Source organism: Pseudomonas sessilinigenes, from assembly GCF_003850565.1.
Classification (GTDB): Bacteria; Pseudomonadota; Gammaproteobacteria; order Pseudomonadales; family Pseudomonadaceae; genus Aquipseudomonas; species Aquipseudomonas sessilinigenes.
On the sequence record NZ_CP027706.1, the window covers coordinates 1,247,059 to 1,260,869 of the forward strand.

Consider the following 13,811-nt stretch of genomic DNA (forward strand, 5'->3'; position numbering starts at 1 on the left):
GCCCGCTTGCGGGCCGTTGCTGTTTATAATGCGTCACTTTTTTTCAATGCTATGGAACCCCCGATGAGCACCTTGCTGGCCCTGGACACCGCGACTGAAGCTTGCTCCGTTGCTTTGCTGCATGACGGCAAGGTCACGAGCCATTACGAGGTGATCCCGCGCCTTCATGCGCAGAAGCTGTTGCCGATGATCAAGGAGCTGCTGGCCAACGCAGGCACCACATTGCAGGCGGTGGATGCCATTGCTTTTGGCCGTGGCCCGGGAGCCTTCACCGGCGTGCGGATCGCTATTGGCGTGGTACAGGGGCTGGCCTTTGCCCTGGATCGCCCGGTGTTGCCGGTGTCCAACCTGGCGGTACTGGCCCAGCGTGCCTTGCGCGAGCATGGGGCGACCCAGGTCGCGGCAGCCATCGACGCCCGCATGGACGAAGTCTATTGGGGCTGCTACCGGGAAGTCGCCGGTGAAATGCGCCTGGTAGGTAACGAAGCGGTGCTGCCTCCCGAGATGGCCGCCCTGCCTGAAGGCAGTGGCGGCGACTGGTTCGGTGCTGGCACCGGCTGGGGTTATGCCGAGCGGATCGGCGTCGACCCCATAGGCCAGGACGCGAGCATGTTGCCCCATGCCCAGGACCTGCTCACCCTGGCCCGGTTCGCTTGGGAGCGGGGCGAGGCGATCCTTGCCGATGAAGCACAGCCGGTCTACCTGCGGGACAAGGTAGCCACTCCCAAGGCCCGCTGAATATCCCAACAGGCATGGGACGATGGGCTGGCTGACCTGCGCGGCCAGCGCCAATCGTCCGGTTTTTGACGCGGATCCTGCCCGGATTCAAACCTTTTGGCTTTTCTGTGTTCTAGTTAACACTCAGGCATTTGCTAAGTCGAAGCGGTGCCGCTAAATTGCCATCATCGACCCCGGGCTTTTCAGTATGCGCATAGACGGCATCTCATCCAACTCCTACCCCATCAAGCGCAAGCCTCGCAAAGGCCGGGTGCAGGTAGACGAGTCCCTGGACGATATCGATGCCGCCGATGTCCAACCCGAACCCGCCGCCCAAGGGCGCTCCCAGTCAGCCTCCCGTACCAGCAATCTTCCCGCCCGTCCCCAGGACATGATCTTCCAGCGCGCAATGAAAAGAAGCGTGGCCAATGCCCTGGCCAGCTACCTGACTACCGCCGGTTTCGTCGAGTGGGACATGGAAGTCGTGGGCCTCGACCTGCACATCTGATGCTGCCTTATTTTCTCGGTTGCCCTTCCTGGAGCGAAAACGCCTGGCGCGAGTACCTGTACCCGGAAGATGCCCGGCCCAACGATTTCCTCGGCCTGTACTGCCAGGTGTTCAATGCCGTCGAGGGTAATACCACCTTCTATGCCCGGCCCGCGCCCGCCACGGTGGAACGTTGGGCGCAGATCATGCCGGGGCATTTTCGCTTCACCGCCAAGTTCCCGGGCGATATCAGCCATGGTGGCGACCTACGTGAGCAATTGCCGGCCGCCGAGAGTTTCATCCAGTTGCTCAGCCCCCTGGGCGAGCGGGTGTCGCCCCTGTGGCTGCAACTGCCGGCCACCTTCGCGCCACAGCGCCTGGGTGAACTGATGGAGTTCATCGATGGCCTGCAACGACCGCTGGCGGTGGAGGTCCGGCATCCGGAGTTCTTCGCCAAGGGCGATGCCGAGCGCATGCTCAACCGCTTGCTGCGCGAACGCGGTGTGGAGCGCATCTGCCTCGATCCACGAGCCTTGTTCAGCTGCACTTCCACGGCGCCCGCAGTGCTGCATGCCCAGTCCAAGAAGCCCAAGGTGCCGCCGCGCCCTGCGGCGTTCACCCAGTTTCCCCAGGTGCGCTTCATCGGCCATCCCGAGCTTGAAGCCAACGATCCGTTCCTGGTGCCCTGGCTCGATAAGGTCGCCGGCTGGATCGAAGAGGGGCGTACGCCGTATGTTTTCCTGCACACCTCCGACAACCGCATGGCCGCCGAACTGGCCCGGCGTTTTCATGCGCGCCTGATGCAACGTTTGCCTGGTTTACCCGCCTTGCCTGAGTTATACAGGGAACCCGCCGCGGAGCAGCTTGGCTTGCTCTGAGGTGCTTTCACAGCCTTCGAGGAGCGAGTAATGGACTGCGCACAAACCCTTCGTGCCAACGCTTTCAAGGCCCTGCATGAGCGTGCCGGGGCTTTCGTCATTCCCAATCCGTGGGATGCCGGTTCCGCCAGGTTGCTGGCTGGCCTGGGCTTCGAGGCCCTGGCCACCACCAGTGCCGGTTATGCGTTTTCCCTCGCGCGTCCGGATGCCGAAGGCGCCTTGAGCCTGGCCGATACCCTGGCCAATGTGCGCGGCATCGTCGGTGCCAGTGAGTTGCCGGTGGCCGTGGACCTGGAGAACGGTTTTGCCGACAACCCAGGGGAGTGCGCCCAGGCCCTGCTGCAAGCGGCGGCTAGTGGCGCGGTGGGTGGTTCGATCGAGGACGCCACCGGCCGTGCCGAAGAGCCCATCTACGATTTCCAGCTGGCAGTGGAGCGCATCGAGGCCTGCGTCGCGGCGGTGCGCAGCCTGCCGTTCACCTTCACCCTGACCGCCCGGGCGGAGAACCAGTTGCACGGCTGCAATGACCTGGCGGACACCATCCGCCGCCTGCAGGCCTATGCCGAGGCTGGCGCCGACGTGCTCTATGCCCCGGCGCTGCGCAGTGCGCAGGAGATCAGCCAAGTGGTGCGGGCGGTGGCGCCCAAACCGGTGAACGTGCTGATGTCCGGCGGCCTGGACCTGAGTGTGGCGCAATTGGCGGAACTGGGCGTCAAGCGCATCAGTGTCGGTTCGGCCTTGGCCCGGGCGGCCTATGGCGCGTTCTACCAGGCGGCGCAGGAGATCCGTGACCAGGGTCGCTTCGATTTCGCCGAGCGGGCGATTCCCTTCGGGCAGATCAATCAATTGTTCAAGCAGTCGTAAAAAGGAATTGGCGTGAGGGCAAGGAAGGTTGTGGGCGCCCTGGTGTTGCTGGGCGCCCTGTTGTTGATTGGCGTTCGGTTGGGCTGGCTGCCGCTGGCCGATGCCTGGAATCCCTGGGCGCCGCTGGATGTGCGGGCCAAGCCCAATCTGTTGACCCGCTTCAAGCTGTCACGACTGCAGGATGACCCACAGCTGTGCGACCAGGCCCTCGCGACCTCGGGCTTGCGCACCAGTCGGCAACCGGACAGTCGTGCCGACGTGGACTGCCCCTTGAGCAATACGGTGCGGGTGCAGGGTGGCGATATCGCCCTGAGCAGCAGCTTTCTAGCCAGTTGCCCACTGGCGGTGGCCTTTGCCCTGTATCAGCGTCATGGTTTGCAGCCGGCGGCGCAGCAGGTGTTTGGCCAGGGGGTGGCGCGTGTCGATCACCTGGGCAGTTTTGCCTGCCGCAACATGTATCACCGCAAGATTGGCTGGCGCAGCGAGCATGCCAGCGCCAATGCCCTGGATATCGCCGGTTTTCGCCTGAGTGACGGGCGCAATATCAGCGTGCTCAAGGATTGGCCGAAGGACAGTGCTGAGGGGCGGTTTCTGCGGCTGGCCAGGGACGGCGCCTGCGACGCCTTCAATGTGGTGCTGGGGCCTGAATTCAACAGCGCCCATCGCAACCACTTTCATCTGGACCTGGGGCCACTTTGGCGTTGTCGATGAGGGGGTGGGTCAGGCGGCGATCCGCAGGTTCTGCAGGATCAATGGGCGGGCCCAGCCCATGTCGAAGTCCATCTGCCGCTGTTGCTCGATGAGCTCGTGCGCTGGGTAGGGTTCGGCCGGCTTGTCCAGCAGGTCCATCTCGAACTCGGCGATCGGCAGGTGCAGCGGTCGCGGTTCCGGTGCCGGGCCTGGAGCGGGTACGGGCTGGCCGGCGTTGAGCACGATCGGACGGACCCAGCCACTCTCGAAATCCTGCTGGCGTTGCTGGGCAATGATTTCTTCAGGCGGGAAGGGCGGGGCTGGCTTGTCCAGCAACTCCATTTCGAATTCGGCGATCGGCAGGAACAGTGGCTCGGGCGGACGTATTTCGGTGTCCTGCACATCGCAGCCACGTTGATTGACGATCTGGGCCAACAGTTGGGTGCCCCCAGTAGGCTCTACCGGCCCATCGACAGCCACCACAGGTGCTGCTTCAACGCTCGCGCCCTCTCCCCGTTGCTCGGCCAACGCCTGGGCAAAGAAGTCCTGCCACAGATGGCTGACGCCGCTCAGTGCCTGGGAATTGCGCAGGCCATAATCGCCGTGGGGCGAGATGTAGCCTATCGATGTGCGTTGAATGTCTGACATTGCTCTCGGTCGACGCTTGAGCTCTGGCAAAATGGCCGATAGTCCTGTTATCGGCAGTTTTTGCCGATCATTAATTTTTTGAGTGTGTTTTCAGATGAGTGAGCAACCTGCGGCCTGCCGCATCAACGTCGAGGCCCTGGAGGCCGGGTTCGAGTCCGAGGCCCGGCAGTGGGCCGAGCGCCTGGGCCTGCCGTTGCAGATCGAGGACGCCGAGTTCGCCTTGCAGGTGGGCCAGCAGGGGTTGCAACTGCAGCAACTGGGGCCCGAAGCGCCAGGACCGGTACGGGTGGACTTCGTCGAAGGTGGGGCCGCTCACCGACGCTTGTACGGTGGCGGAAGCGGGCAGATGATCGCCAAGGCGGTGGGCGTGGCCCAGGGCATACGCCCACGGGTGCTGGATGCCACGGCGGGCCTGGGCAAGGATGGTTTCGTCCTGGCAACCCTGGGGTGCGAGATGAGCCTGATCGAGCGCCAACCCTTGATTGGCGCGTTGCTCGAGGATGGCCTGGCCCGTGCCGCACAGGACGCCGAAGTAGCGCCGATCGTTGCACGAATGCACTTGCTCAAGGGCAACTCCATCGAGTTGATGCGCAACTGGGAGGGGGAGCCGCCCCAGGTGATCTACCTCGACCCGATGTTCCCCCACCGGGAGAAAAGCGCCCTGGTGAAAAAGGAAATGCGCCTGTTTCGTCCACTGGTAGGGGATGACAACGACGCTCCGGCGTTGCTGGAGGCGGCTCTGGCGCTGGCCAGCCATCGGGTCGTGGTCAAACGTCCACGCAAGGCGCCGTGCATCGACGGGCCCAAGCCCAGCCATGGCCTGGAAGGCAAGTCCAGCCGCTACGATATCTACCCGAAGAAGGCTCTCAAGGCCTGAGCCACATCGCTGGGCCGGGGATCAGTCCGGCCCTGGACGATAGGCACGCATGAACAGCTCCACCACTTCCCTGACGTGCGCCTCCGCGGCAGCCCCGGTCAGTGGCTGGCCACAGCCGAAGAGCACGCGAAAATTCGCCCCGCCCTTGAGCATGCAGAAAAAGTGCTCGGCCGCATTGCGTGGCTTGTCGATGCGCAGGGTGCCCAACTGGTCGATCTTGCCCAGCAGCCGCTCCATGCCTTGCAACACCCGCTCGGGTCCTGCCTGGATGAACATCTGCGAGAGCTTGGGGTCCTGGCTGCCCAGCGCCATGATCAGGCGGTGCAGGTTGACCGACTCGTCGCTGTTGACCAGTTGATGAAAGCCCCGCCCGATGCTCAAGAGCAGGTTTTCCACGGAGGTGTCGGGTGGCAGCTCGAAGATCAGCGTAGGCAGCTGTTCCTCGCACTTGGCCACGACGGCGGCGGAGAACAGCGTCTCCTTGTCATTGAAGTGGCTGTACACCGTGAGTTTTGAAACGCCGGCCTCGGCGGCGACCGCATCCATGCTGGTACTGGCGTAGCCGTTGCTCAAGAACAGCTTCTTCGCTGCGTCGAGAATGGCTTGGCGTTTTGCCAGATCCTTGGGCCTGCCTGGCCCAACGTGTGCGGCATTATTGTCGGACATTTTTCGCTGTTAATACTGGACTGGTGAGTTTGCTATTAATAACATACTGGCCAGTATAAATATTCCAAGCACCATTAGCGAAAGGTCGCCGCCATGTTCCGCTATGCCCTGCCAGTCAGCCTGGCTTTTTTTCTGTCTGCTTGTGGGCACGAAGAGCCCGTCCAAATTGGCATCCGGCCAGCCATGGTGGTCCAGCCGGAGCCTTCGGCAAGGGCATTGGACAGCTATCCTGGCGAGGTGCGGGCCCGCTATGAGCCGGACCTGGCATTCCGTATCGGCGGCAAGGTCAGCCGACGGCTGGTAGAGGAGGGTGAGCGGGTCAAGGCCAATCAGCCCCTGGCCGAACTCGACCCGCAGGATGTACGCCTGCAACTGGAGGCGACCCGGGCCCAAGTCACCGCTGCCAGCGCCAACCTCGACCTGGTGCGTGCCGAGCGCGATCGCTACAAGGCCCTGCTGGAGCGGCAGATGGTCAGCCGTTCCCAATACGATAATGCCGAGAATCTCTACCGTTCCGGCGAAGCGCGGCTCAAGCAGATCAAGGCCGAATTCGACGTAGCCAACAACCAGGCCGGTTACGCCGTGCTGCGCGCACCTCAGGATGGCGTGGTCGCCAAGCGTGCCGTGGAGGTGGGGCAGGTAGTGGCAGCGGGGCAGACGGTCTTCACCCTGGCCACCGATGGCGAGAGGGAGGTGCTGATCAGCTTCCCTGAACAGAACTTCGGTCGGTTCAAGATCGGCCAGCCGGTATCGGTGGAGCTGTGGACCCAGCCAGGGCAGCGCTTCGACGGGCAGATCCGTGAGTTGTCCCCGGCTGCCGACCCACGCTCGCGAACCTTCGCCGCGCGCATTGCCTTCAACACGGGTAAGGTCCCGGCGGAACTGGGCCAGAGTGCCCGGGTATTCGTCCAGAGCGGCGAGCAAGTGTCGCTGTCGGTACCGCTGTCGGCCTTGACCGCCGAGGGCGGCGCCACCTACGTCTGGCGGATCGACGCCAATAACACCCTGCACAAGACCCCGGTACGGGTCGGCGCCTTCAACGAGAAGACCGTGCCGGTGCTCGAAGGCCTGAGCCCCTCCGACTGGGTAGTGGCGGCGGGCGTGCATGTGCTTCACGAGGGCCTGCAAGTGCGCCCGGTGGATCGCTCCAACCGTGTGGTCAACCTGGCGGCGAAGGAGTAATCCCCGATGGGTTTCAACCTTTCCGCCTGGGCGTTGCGCAATCGCCAGATCGTGCTGTTCCTGATGTTGCTGCTGGCCATTGTCGGGGCACTGTCCTATACCAAGCTGGGCCAGAGCGAAGACCCGCCCTTCACCTTCAAGGCCATGGTGATTCGCACCAGTTGGCCGGGGGCCACGGCCCAGGAAGTCTCGCGCCAGGTCACCGAGCGCATCGAGAAAAAACTCATGGAGACCGGCGAGTACGACCGCATCGTGTCGTTCTCTCGGCCCGGGGAATCCCAGGTGACGTTCATCGCCCGCGACTCGATGCATTCCAACCAGATCCCCGAGCTCTGGTATCAGGTGCGCAAGAAGATCAGCGATATTCGCTACACCTTGCCACCCGGGATCCAGGGCCCGTTCTTCAACGATGAGTTCGGCACCACCTTCGGCAATATCTACGCCCTGACAGGCAAGGGCTTTGACTACGCCGTACTCAAGGACTACGCCGACCGCATCCAGATCCAGCTGCAACGGGTCAAGGACGTGGGCAAGGTGGAACTGCTCGGCCTGCAGGACGAGAAGATCTGGATCGAGTTGTCCAACGTCAAGCTGGCGACCCTGGGCCTGCCCCTGGCAGCGGTGCAGCAAGCCCTGGAAGAGCAGAACGCGGTATCCACCGCCGGTTTCTTCGAGACGCCCAGCGAGCGGGTGCAACTGCGGGTTTCCGGCAACTTCCAGACGGTGGAACAGATTCGCAACTTCCCGATCCGGGTCGCCGGGCGGACTTTCCGCATCGGCGATGTCGCCGACGTTCGCCGAGGCTTCAACGACCCGCCCGCGCCGCGCATGCGTTTCATGGGGGAGGACGCTATCGGCCTGGCCGTGGCCATGAAGGAAGGCGGTGACATTCTGGTTCTGGGCAAGGCCCTGGAGGGCGAGTTCGCGCGGCTGCAGAAAACCCTGCCGGCGGGCATGGAGCTGCGCAAGGTCTCCGACCAGCCGGCGGCGGTGAAGACTGGGGTCGGCGAGTTCGTCCGGGTACTGGCCGAGGCGCTGATCATCGTACTGCTGGTGAGTTTCTTCTCCCTGGGCATCCGCACCGGGATGGTGGTGGCCCTGGCCATTCCCCTGGTGCTGGCGATGACTTTCGCCACCATGTATTACCTGGGCATCGGCCTGCACAAGATTTCCCTCGGTGCCCTGGTCCTGGCCCTGGGGCTGCTGGTGGACGACGCGATCATCGCGGTGGAGATGATGGCGATCAAGATGGAGCAGGGGTTCGACCGGATCAAGGCCGCCAGCTATGCCTGGACCAGCACCGCGTTCCCGATGCTGACCGGCACCCTGATCACCGCGGCGGGTTTCTTGCCGATCGCCACGGCGCAGTCGGGCACGGGTGAGTACACCCGTTCGATCTTCCAGGTGGTGACCATCGCCCTGGTGACCTCGTGGATCGCCGCGGTGGTGTTCGTGCCCTACCTGGGCGAGAAGCTGCTGCCGGACCTGGCCAAGCTCCATGCGGCCAAGCATGGCGCCGAGTCCAATCCCCACGGTACGCCGTTCTACCAGCGCGTACGTCGGGTGGTGGGCTGGTGCGTGGAGCGGCGCAAGACGGTGATCGTCCTGACCATCCTGGCATTCGTCGGCTCGGTGCTGTTGTTCCGCTTCGTCCCGCAGCAGTTCTTCCCGGCCTCGGGCCGCCTTGAATTGATGGTCGACCTGAAGCTCGCGGAAGGGGCTTCGCTGAGCAACACCGCCGATGAGGTCAAGCGCCTGGAAGCGATGCTCAAGGAGCATTCGGGCATCGATAACTACGTGGCTTACGTCGGTACCGGTTCACCGCGCTTCTACCTGCCGCTGGACCAGCAGTTGCCGGCCACCAGCTTTGCCCAGTTCGTGGTCCTGGCCAAGAGCATCGAAGACCGCGAGAGCCTGCGCAGCTGGTTGATCGACACCCTCAACGAACAGTTCCCGGCCTTGCGTTCACGGGTCACGCGCCTGGAGAACGGTCCACCGGTCGGCTATCCGGTGCAGTTCCGGGTGACCGGCGAGCACATCGAGGAAGTCCGGGCCCTGGCCCGCAAGGTGGCGACGAAGGTGCGGGACAATCCCCATGTGGTCAACGTTCACCTGGACTGGGAAGAGCCGAGCAAGGTGGTCTACCTGAACATCGACCAGGATCGGGCCCGGGCCCTTGGCGTGAGCACCGCCAACTTGTCCAAGTTCCTCCAGAGTTCTTTGATCGGCTCGACCGTCAGTCAGTACCGCGAGGATAACGAGCTGATCGAGATTCTCCTGCGTGGAACCCGCGAGGAGCGTACCGAGTTGTCGTTGCTGCCGAGCCTGGCGATACCCACCGACAATGGCCAGAGTGTGTCGCTGTCCCAGGTAGCGACCCTGGAATATGGCTTTGAAGAAGGGGTGATCTGGCACCGTAATCGGCTGCCCACCGTGACCGTGCGGGCCGATATCTATGGCAAGGAGCAACCGGCGACTCTGGTCCAGCAGATCCTGCCGACCCTGGAACCGGTCCGTGCCGAACTGCCGGATGGCTACCTGCTGGAGGTCGGCGGCACCGTGGAGGATTCGACTCGCGGCCAGAACTCGGTGAAAGCCGGCGTACCGCTGTTCATCGTGGTGGTGCTGACCTTGCTGATGGTCCAGCTGCGCAGTTTCTCGCGCACGGCCATGGTGTTCCTCACCGCGCCGTTGGGCCTGATTGGCGTGACGCTGTTCCTATTGGTGTTCCGCCAGCCCTTCGGTTTCGTGGCGATGCTGGGCACCATCGCCTTGTCGGGGATGATCATGCGCAACTCGGTGATCCTGGTGGATCAGATCGAACAGGACATCAAGGCCGGGCAGAAGCCCTGGGATGCAATCATCGAGGCGACGGTACGGCGTTTCCGGCCTATCGTGCTGACTGCCCTGGCGGCGGTGCTGGCAATGATCCCGCTGTCGCGCAGCGTGTTCTTCGGGCCGATGGCGGTGGCCATCATGGGAGGGCTGATCGTTGCTACGGTGCTGACCTTGCTGTTCCTGCCGGCACTGTATGCGGCATGGTTCAGGGTCAAGAAGACGTGAGAGCGAGTAACAGGAGCCGGCAGTCCGGCTCCTGTGGGTGACGCGGGGGTTACAGGCTGCCGAAGACTTTCTTGGCCAGGCTGGTGGCTGCGGCGGCCGGGTTCTGGCGAATGGTTTCTTCCTGCTTGCCGATCATCTCGAACAGGCCATTGAGCGCCTGCTCGGTGACATAACCTTCGATATTGGCGTTCTTGGCGTCCAGCACGCCCAGGGTTGCAGCCTGGCCCGCGAAGGAGTTGTACTGCTTGGCCAGGCCGACCTGGTCGGTGGCCTGCTTGACGATGGGCAGGAACTTGGCGCGGATCTGCTCGCGGCTGCTCTTGTCCAGGTACTGGGTGGCGGAATCCTTGCCGCCGGCGAGGATGCCCTTGGCATCGGCCACGGTCATTTTCTTCACTGCATCCACCAACAGGGCCTGGGCCTGCGGCACCGCTGCTTCAGCGGCCTTGTTCATGCTGGTTTCCAACTGCTCGACCTGTTCGCCCATGCCGAACTGCTTCATCTTTTTTGCCACTTTGCCGAGGTTGCCCGGCAACTCGATGCGTACATCGGGGTTGTTGCTGAAGCCGCCGGGGGTGCCCAGCTGCTTGACGGCGATCTGCGCGCCCTGGGTCAGGGCATCCTTGAGGCCGCCGTTGGCGTCACCCTGGGACAGGTCGCTCAGGGACAGGGCCAGGGCACTGGCGGAGATCATCAGGCCAGCGCACAGGCTGGTGAAACGGAGCGAGGTACGGAGCATGGCGGCTTCCTTGTGCGGTGAGGATTAACGGACAGCGTCGACACGGAGTTTCAATGGCTGTGCATCGCTGCCATCGAGTTTGACCCCGTTGTGTTCGGTGGTGATGAAGATCAACTGGCCATCGACCTCGATGCGCGCGCTGATCGAATAGGTATGGCCAGGCTTGACCTGGGCCGGATCGTAATCGAGATGGAAGGGCAACGGTACCTGGCCCTTGACCGGCCCTCGTTGCTCGGCCAGCACCCGTGCTGGCGCATCGGCCAGGGAGACGTCCTGCAGGGTCACACTGAGCGTGGCGGCAGGCGGCAGGGCGATCCGTTGCAGATAGAACACCTCACCGTCGAGGCTGGCCTTGGCCGCTGGCGATGTGGACTGACAGGCTCCCAGCAGTGCGGCAGCGGCCAGCAGGATGAGTCTTTTCATTGCGGTTCTCCCTCTTGAAGGCGCCGCCGATCAGGCGGCGCGGATCAGCATCTAGTCAGGCTGGGCCTCGGCTGCGTCCTGTTCGGCAGCATCTTCGCTGCGGTGCAGGGCGACCTGGCGGATCGACAGGCGAATCTCCGCGGGCAATACGCGCTTGGCGGCCCCTTCGGCCAGTTCTCCCAGCAAGTCGTGGTAGCTCAGCTTGCCGGCGTCGTCGCGCCGCAGCACATCCTGGTCCAGCAGGGTTTGGATGAAATGGCGGAACAGGCTCTTGTCGAAGAACTCCGGAGCGTTCAACCCATGCAGGATCGACAGGCGTTGGGCCATGACGGTACACAGGTCTTCGAGTTCTTCGGCGCTGATGCTGTTCTGGCCGCTGTTGAGCAACAGCGAAATGGCCATGTAGAAGCGCTGCAGGGTCTGGGCGATGCTCTTGGACAACAGGGTCAGCAGGACGAAGTGTCGCGAGCTGGGCGCCGGGCGCTGGTACATCTCTTTCTCGAAGCGCAGCAGGCCTTGTTCGACGAAGGCTTCCAGCCACTGGTCCACCACCGCGTCCAGTTCCTCCAGGGGCCAGCGGATGAACAGCTCGGCCTGCAGGTAGGGATACAGGGCCCGGGTGTAGCGCAGGATCTGCTCGCGGCTCATGCGCGAGGAGCTCTGGAAGAAACTCGCCAGCAAGGCCGGCAGGGCGAAGATGTGCAGCACGTTGTTGCGGTAGTAGGTCATCAGGACGGCGTTCTGCTCGTCCAGGTAGAGGATCTTGCCCAGGGCGTCGCTCTGCTCGGCCAGCAACTGCATGTCTTTCACATGCTGGATCAGCGCCCGGCCATCGCCTTCGGGCAGTGTGGTGTGGGGCGAATAGGGCACGCGCCGCAGCAGGGCCAGGTACAGGTCCAGGACCCGGGCCATGGCACGGTCGTCCAGGGCCAGGCGGCTGGTGGAGAGCAGGGCCAGGGCCACCAGGTTCACCGGGTTGATCGCGGCGGCTTCGTTAAGGTGCTGCGCTACCCGTTCGCCCAGGCGATTGGTGGTTTCGTTGAGCCAGGCCGGGCGGTATTGCGGGCCCAGTTCCTGCGCGCGCCAGCCCGGTTGCTCCTGGTCGAGGAACTCTGCCAGCTTGATCGGTTCGCCGAAGTTCACCGCCACTTGGCCGAAGCGCTGCTTGAGCGCGCCAATGACCTTGAAGATGTCGAAGATCGACTCCTTCTTCTTGCTGGCACCGCGCAGTTCGCCCAGGTAGGTCCGTCCTTCCAGCACGCGCTCGTAGCCGATGTACACCGGCACGAAGACGATGGGCATGCGCGAGGAACGCAGGAAACTGCGCAGGGTGATGGCCAGCATCCCGGTCTTGGGTTGCAGCATGCGCCCGGTACGCGAGCGGCCGCCCTCGACGAAGTACTCCACCGGGAAACCCTTGGTGAACAGAGTGTGCAGGTACTCGTTGAACACCGAGGTATAGAGCGGGTTGCCCTTGAACGTGCGGCGCATGAAGAACGCACCGCCGCGCCGCAACAAACCACCGATCACCGGCATGTTGAGGTTGATGCCGGCGGCGATGTGGGGAGGTGTCAGGCCATTGCGGAACAGCAGGTAGGACAGCAACAGGTAATCGATATGGCTGCGATGGCAGGGGACGTAGATCACTTCGTGGCCCTGGGCGATCTTCTGCACGCCTTCGAGGTGGTTGACCTTGATCCCGTCGTAGATCTTGTTCCAGAACCAGCTCAGCACCACTTCCAGGAAGCGGATCGCGGTGTAGGTGTAGTCCGAGGCGATCTCGTTGCCATAGCGCAGGGCCTGGGCCTTGGCCTTTTCCGGGGAAATCTTTTCGCGTTCGGCCTCATCCTGGATCGCCTGCTTCACCAGGGGCTGGTTGAGCAGGCCCTTGACCAGGTTGCGCCGGTGGGAGATATCCGGACCGATGACCGCGGCCTTGAGGTTGCGAAAGTGCACCCGCAGGATGCGCTGGGCCATGCGCACGGTGCGCTCGTGACCCTTGTTGTGCTCGATCAGCTCCCGCAGATTGATCGGCGCCGAGAACTGCACCCGGGTCTTGCGCCCCAGGATCATGATGCTCAGCAGGCGACGCAGGCGCCCGGTGACGGCCCAGCTGTCGGCGAACAGCAGTTTCCAGGGGCTCGATTCGCTGTCCGGGGACTGGCCCCAGAACACGCTGACCGGAATGATCTGCGCGTCTTCGGCGGCATTCTGGGTCAGGGCACTGACCAGGCGGGTCAGGGTGGGCGGGGCTCCGCGCTTGTCCTGGCGGCCGAGCCAGTCCGGCTCCGGGGTCAGGTAGAAGAAGGCCGCAGGCTCCAGCAGAGTGCCCACCGACACGGGCAGCACCGGGCGGGGCAACCCGGCCTTGGTGCATTCGGTATCCACCACCGCAAGGTCGCTCAGGGAAGGGTTTTGCAGGACGTAGAACACCGGCCGGCTGCGATCCAGGTCAAGGGTGAAGGATGACTGATTGATGGTTTCCGAGCGCACCCAGAGGTACAGCAGGCGGCGCAGGGTGCCAAACACGAGACGGCGGATCGGGGAGCGGGTCATACGGTTTCTGCGTGAGTGAAT

General features: G+C 63.5%; 13 protein-coding genes. 8 read left to right on the forward strand and 5 right to left on the reverse strand.

Annotated features, from left to right (window positions below):
- The first annotated feature begins 63 nt into the window (after positions 1 to 63).
- The 5 genes from tsaB (at position 64) to C4K39_RS05670 (ending at position 3,657) form a co-directional block, all read left to right on the forward strand.
- On the forward strand, positions 64 to 738 hold the full coding sequence (gene tsaB / locus C4K39_RS05650) for a tRNA (adenosine(37)-N6)-threonylcarbamoyltransferase complex dimerization subunit type 1 TsaB (protein WP_068583726.1): 675 nt from the start codon (positions 64 to 66) through the stop codon (positions 736 to 738).
- A 187-nt stretch (positions 739 to 925) separates the two neighbouring features.
- Positions 926 to 1,225, forward strand: coding sequence for a hypothetical protein (locus C4K39_RS05655; protein WP_068583729.1), 300 nt, complete (start codon positions 926 to 928; stop codon positions 1,223 to 1,225).
- Positions 1,222 to 2,082, forward strand: a complete 861-nt coding sequence (locus tag C4K39_RS05660; protein ID WP_068583774.1) for a DUF72 domain-containing protein — start codon at positions 1,222 to 1,224, stop codon at positions 2,080 to 2,082. Before C4K39_RS05655 ends, C4K39_RS05660 begins: the two co-directional genes overlap by 4 nt.
- A gap of 30 nt (positions 2,083 to 2,112) precedes the next feature.
- Entirely contained in the window at positions 2,113 to 2,946 is an 834-nt protein-coding gene (locus tag C4K39_RS05665) for an isocitrate lyase/PEP mutase family protein (protein WP_068583732.1), read from the forward strand.
- Positions 2,947 to 2,958: 12 nt separating this feature from the next.
- Entirely contained in the window at positions 2,959 to 3,657 is a 699-nt protein-coding gene (locus tag C4K39_RS05670) for an extensin-like domain-containing protein (protein ID WP_124345843.1), read from the forward strand.
- A 9-nt stretch (positions 3,658 to 3,666) separates the two neighbouring features.
- On the opposite strand, the gene C4K39_RS05675 is transcribed toward C4K39_RS05670, so the two are convergent.
- Positions 3,667 to 4,284 carry an energy transducer TonB gene (locus tag C4K39_RS05675; RefSeq protein ID WP_068583739.1) on the reverse strand — a complete coding sequence of 206 codons (618 nt, stop codon included), beginning with the start codon at positions 4,282 to 4,284 and terminating at the stop codon, positions 3,667 to 3,669.
- A gap of 94 nt (positions 4,285 to 4,378) precedes the next feature.
- Between C4K39_RS05675 and C4K39_RS05680 the strand changes: the two genes are divergently transcribed.
- Positions 4,379 to 5,161 (forward strand): class I SAM-dependent methyltransferase, encoded by a 783-nt coding sequence (locus tag C4K39_RS05680; RefSeq protein ID WP_124345844.1) that lies wholly within the window; start codon positions 4,379 to 4,381, stop codon positions 5,159 to 5,161.
- Between the two features lie 21 nt (positions 5,162 to 5,182).
- Here C4K39_RS05680 and C4K39_RS05685 read toward each other — a convergent pair whose 3' ends face one another.
- Positions 5,183 to 5,827 carry a TetR/AcrR family transcriptional regulator gene (locus C4K39_RS05685; protein WP_068583744.1) on the reverse strand — a complete coding sequence of 215 codons (645 nt, stop codon included), beginning with the start codon at positions 5,825 to 5,827 and terminating at the stop codon, positions 5,183 to 5,185.
- Between the two features lie 93 nt (positions 5,828 to 5,920).
- Between C4K39_RS05685 and C4K39_RS05690 the strand changes: the two genes are divergently transcribed.
- On the forward strand, positions 5,921 to 7,009 hold the full coding sequence (locus tag C4K39_RS05690; RefSeq protein ID WP_124345845.1) for an efflux RND transporter periplasmic adaptor subunit: 1,089 nt from the start codon (positions 5,921 to 5,923) through the stop codon (positions 7,007 to 7,009).
- 6 nt (positions 7,010 to 7,015) lie between these two features.
- Positions 7,016 to 10,072 (forward strand): efflux RND transporter permease subunit, encoded by a 3,057-nt coding sequence (locus C4K39_RS05695; protein ID WP_124345846.1) that lies wholly within the window; start codon positions 7,016 to 7,018, stop codon positions 10,070 to 10,072.
- 49 nt (positions 10,073 to 10,121) lie between these two features.
- Here the strand turns inward: C4K39_RS05695 and C4K39_RS05700 are convergent, their stop codons facing one another.
- Genes C4K39_RS05700 through plsB form a run of 3 tightly spaced genes read right to left on the reverse strand, consistent with a single transcriptional unit; the run spans position 10,122 to position 13,790 of the window.
- Positions 10,122 to 10,811, reverse strand: coding sequence for a DUF4197 domain-containing protein (locus C4K39_RS05700; RefSeq protein ID WP_068583754.1), 690 nt, complete (start codon positions 10,809 to 10,811; stop codon positions 10,122 to 10,124).
- Positions 10,812 to 10,835: 24 nt separating this feature from the next.
- Complete coding sequence (locus C4K39_RS05705; RefSeq protein WP_124345847.1) at positions 10,836 to 11,234, reverse strand: YbaY family lipoprotein; 399 nt, start codon at positions 11,232 to 11,234, stop codon at positions 10,836 to 10,838.
- Positions 11,235 to 11,285: 51 nt separating this feature from the next.
- Positions 11,286 to 13,790 carry a glycerol-3-phosphate 1-O-acyltransferase PlsB gene (plsB, locus tag C4K39_RS05710; RefSeq protein WP_068595522.1) on the reverse strand — a complete coding sequence of 835 codons (2,505 nt, stop codon included), beginning with the start codon at positions 13,788 to 13,790 and terminating at the stop codon, positions 11,286 to 11,288.
- Positions 13,791 to 13,811: the final 21 nt, after the last annotated feature.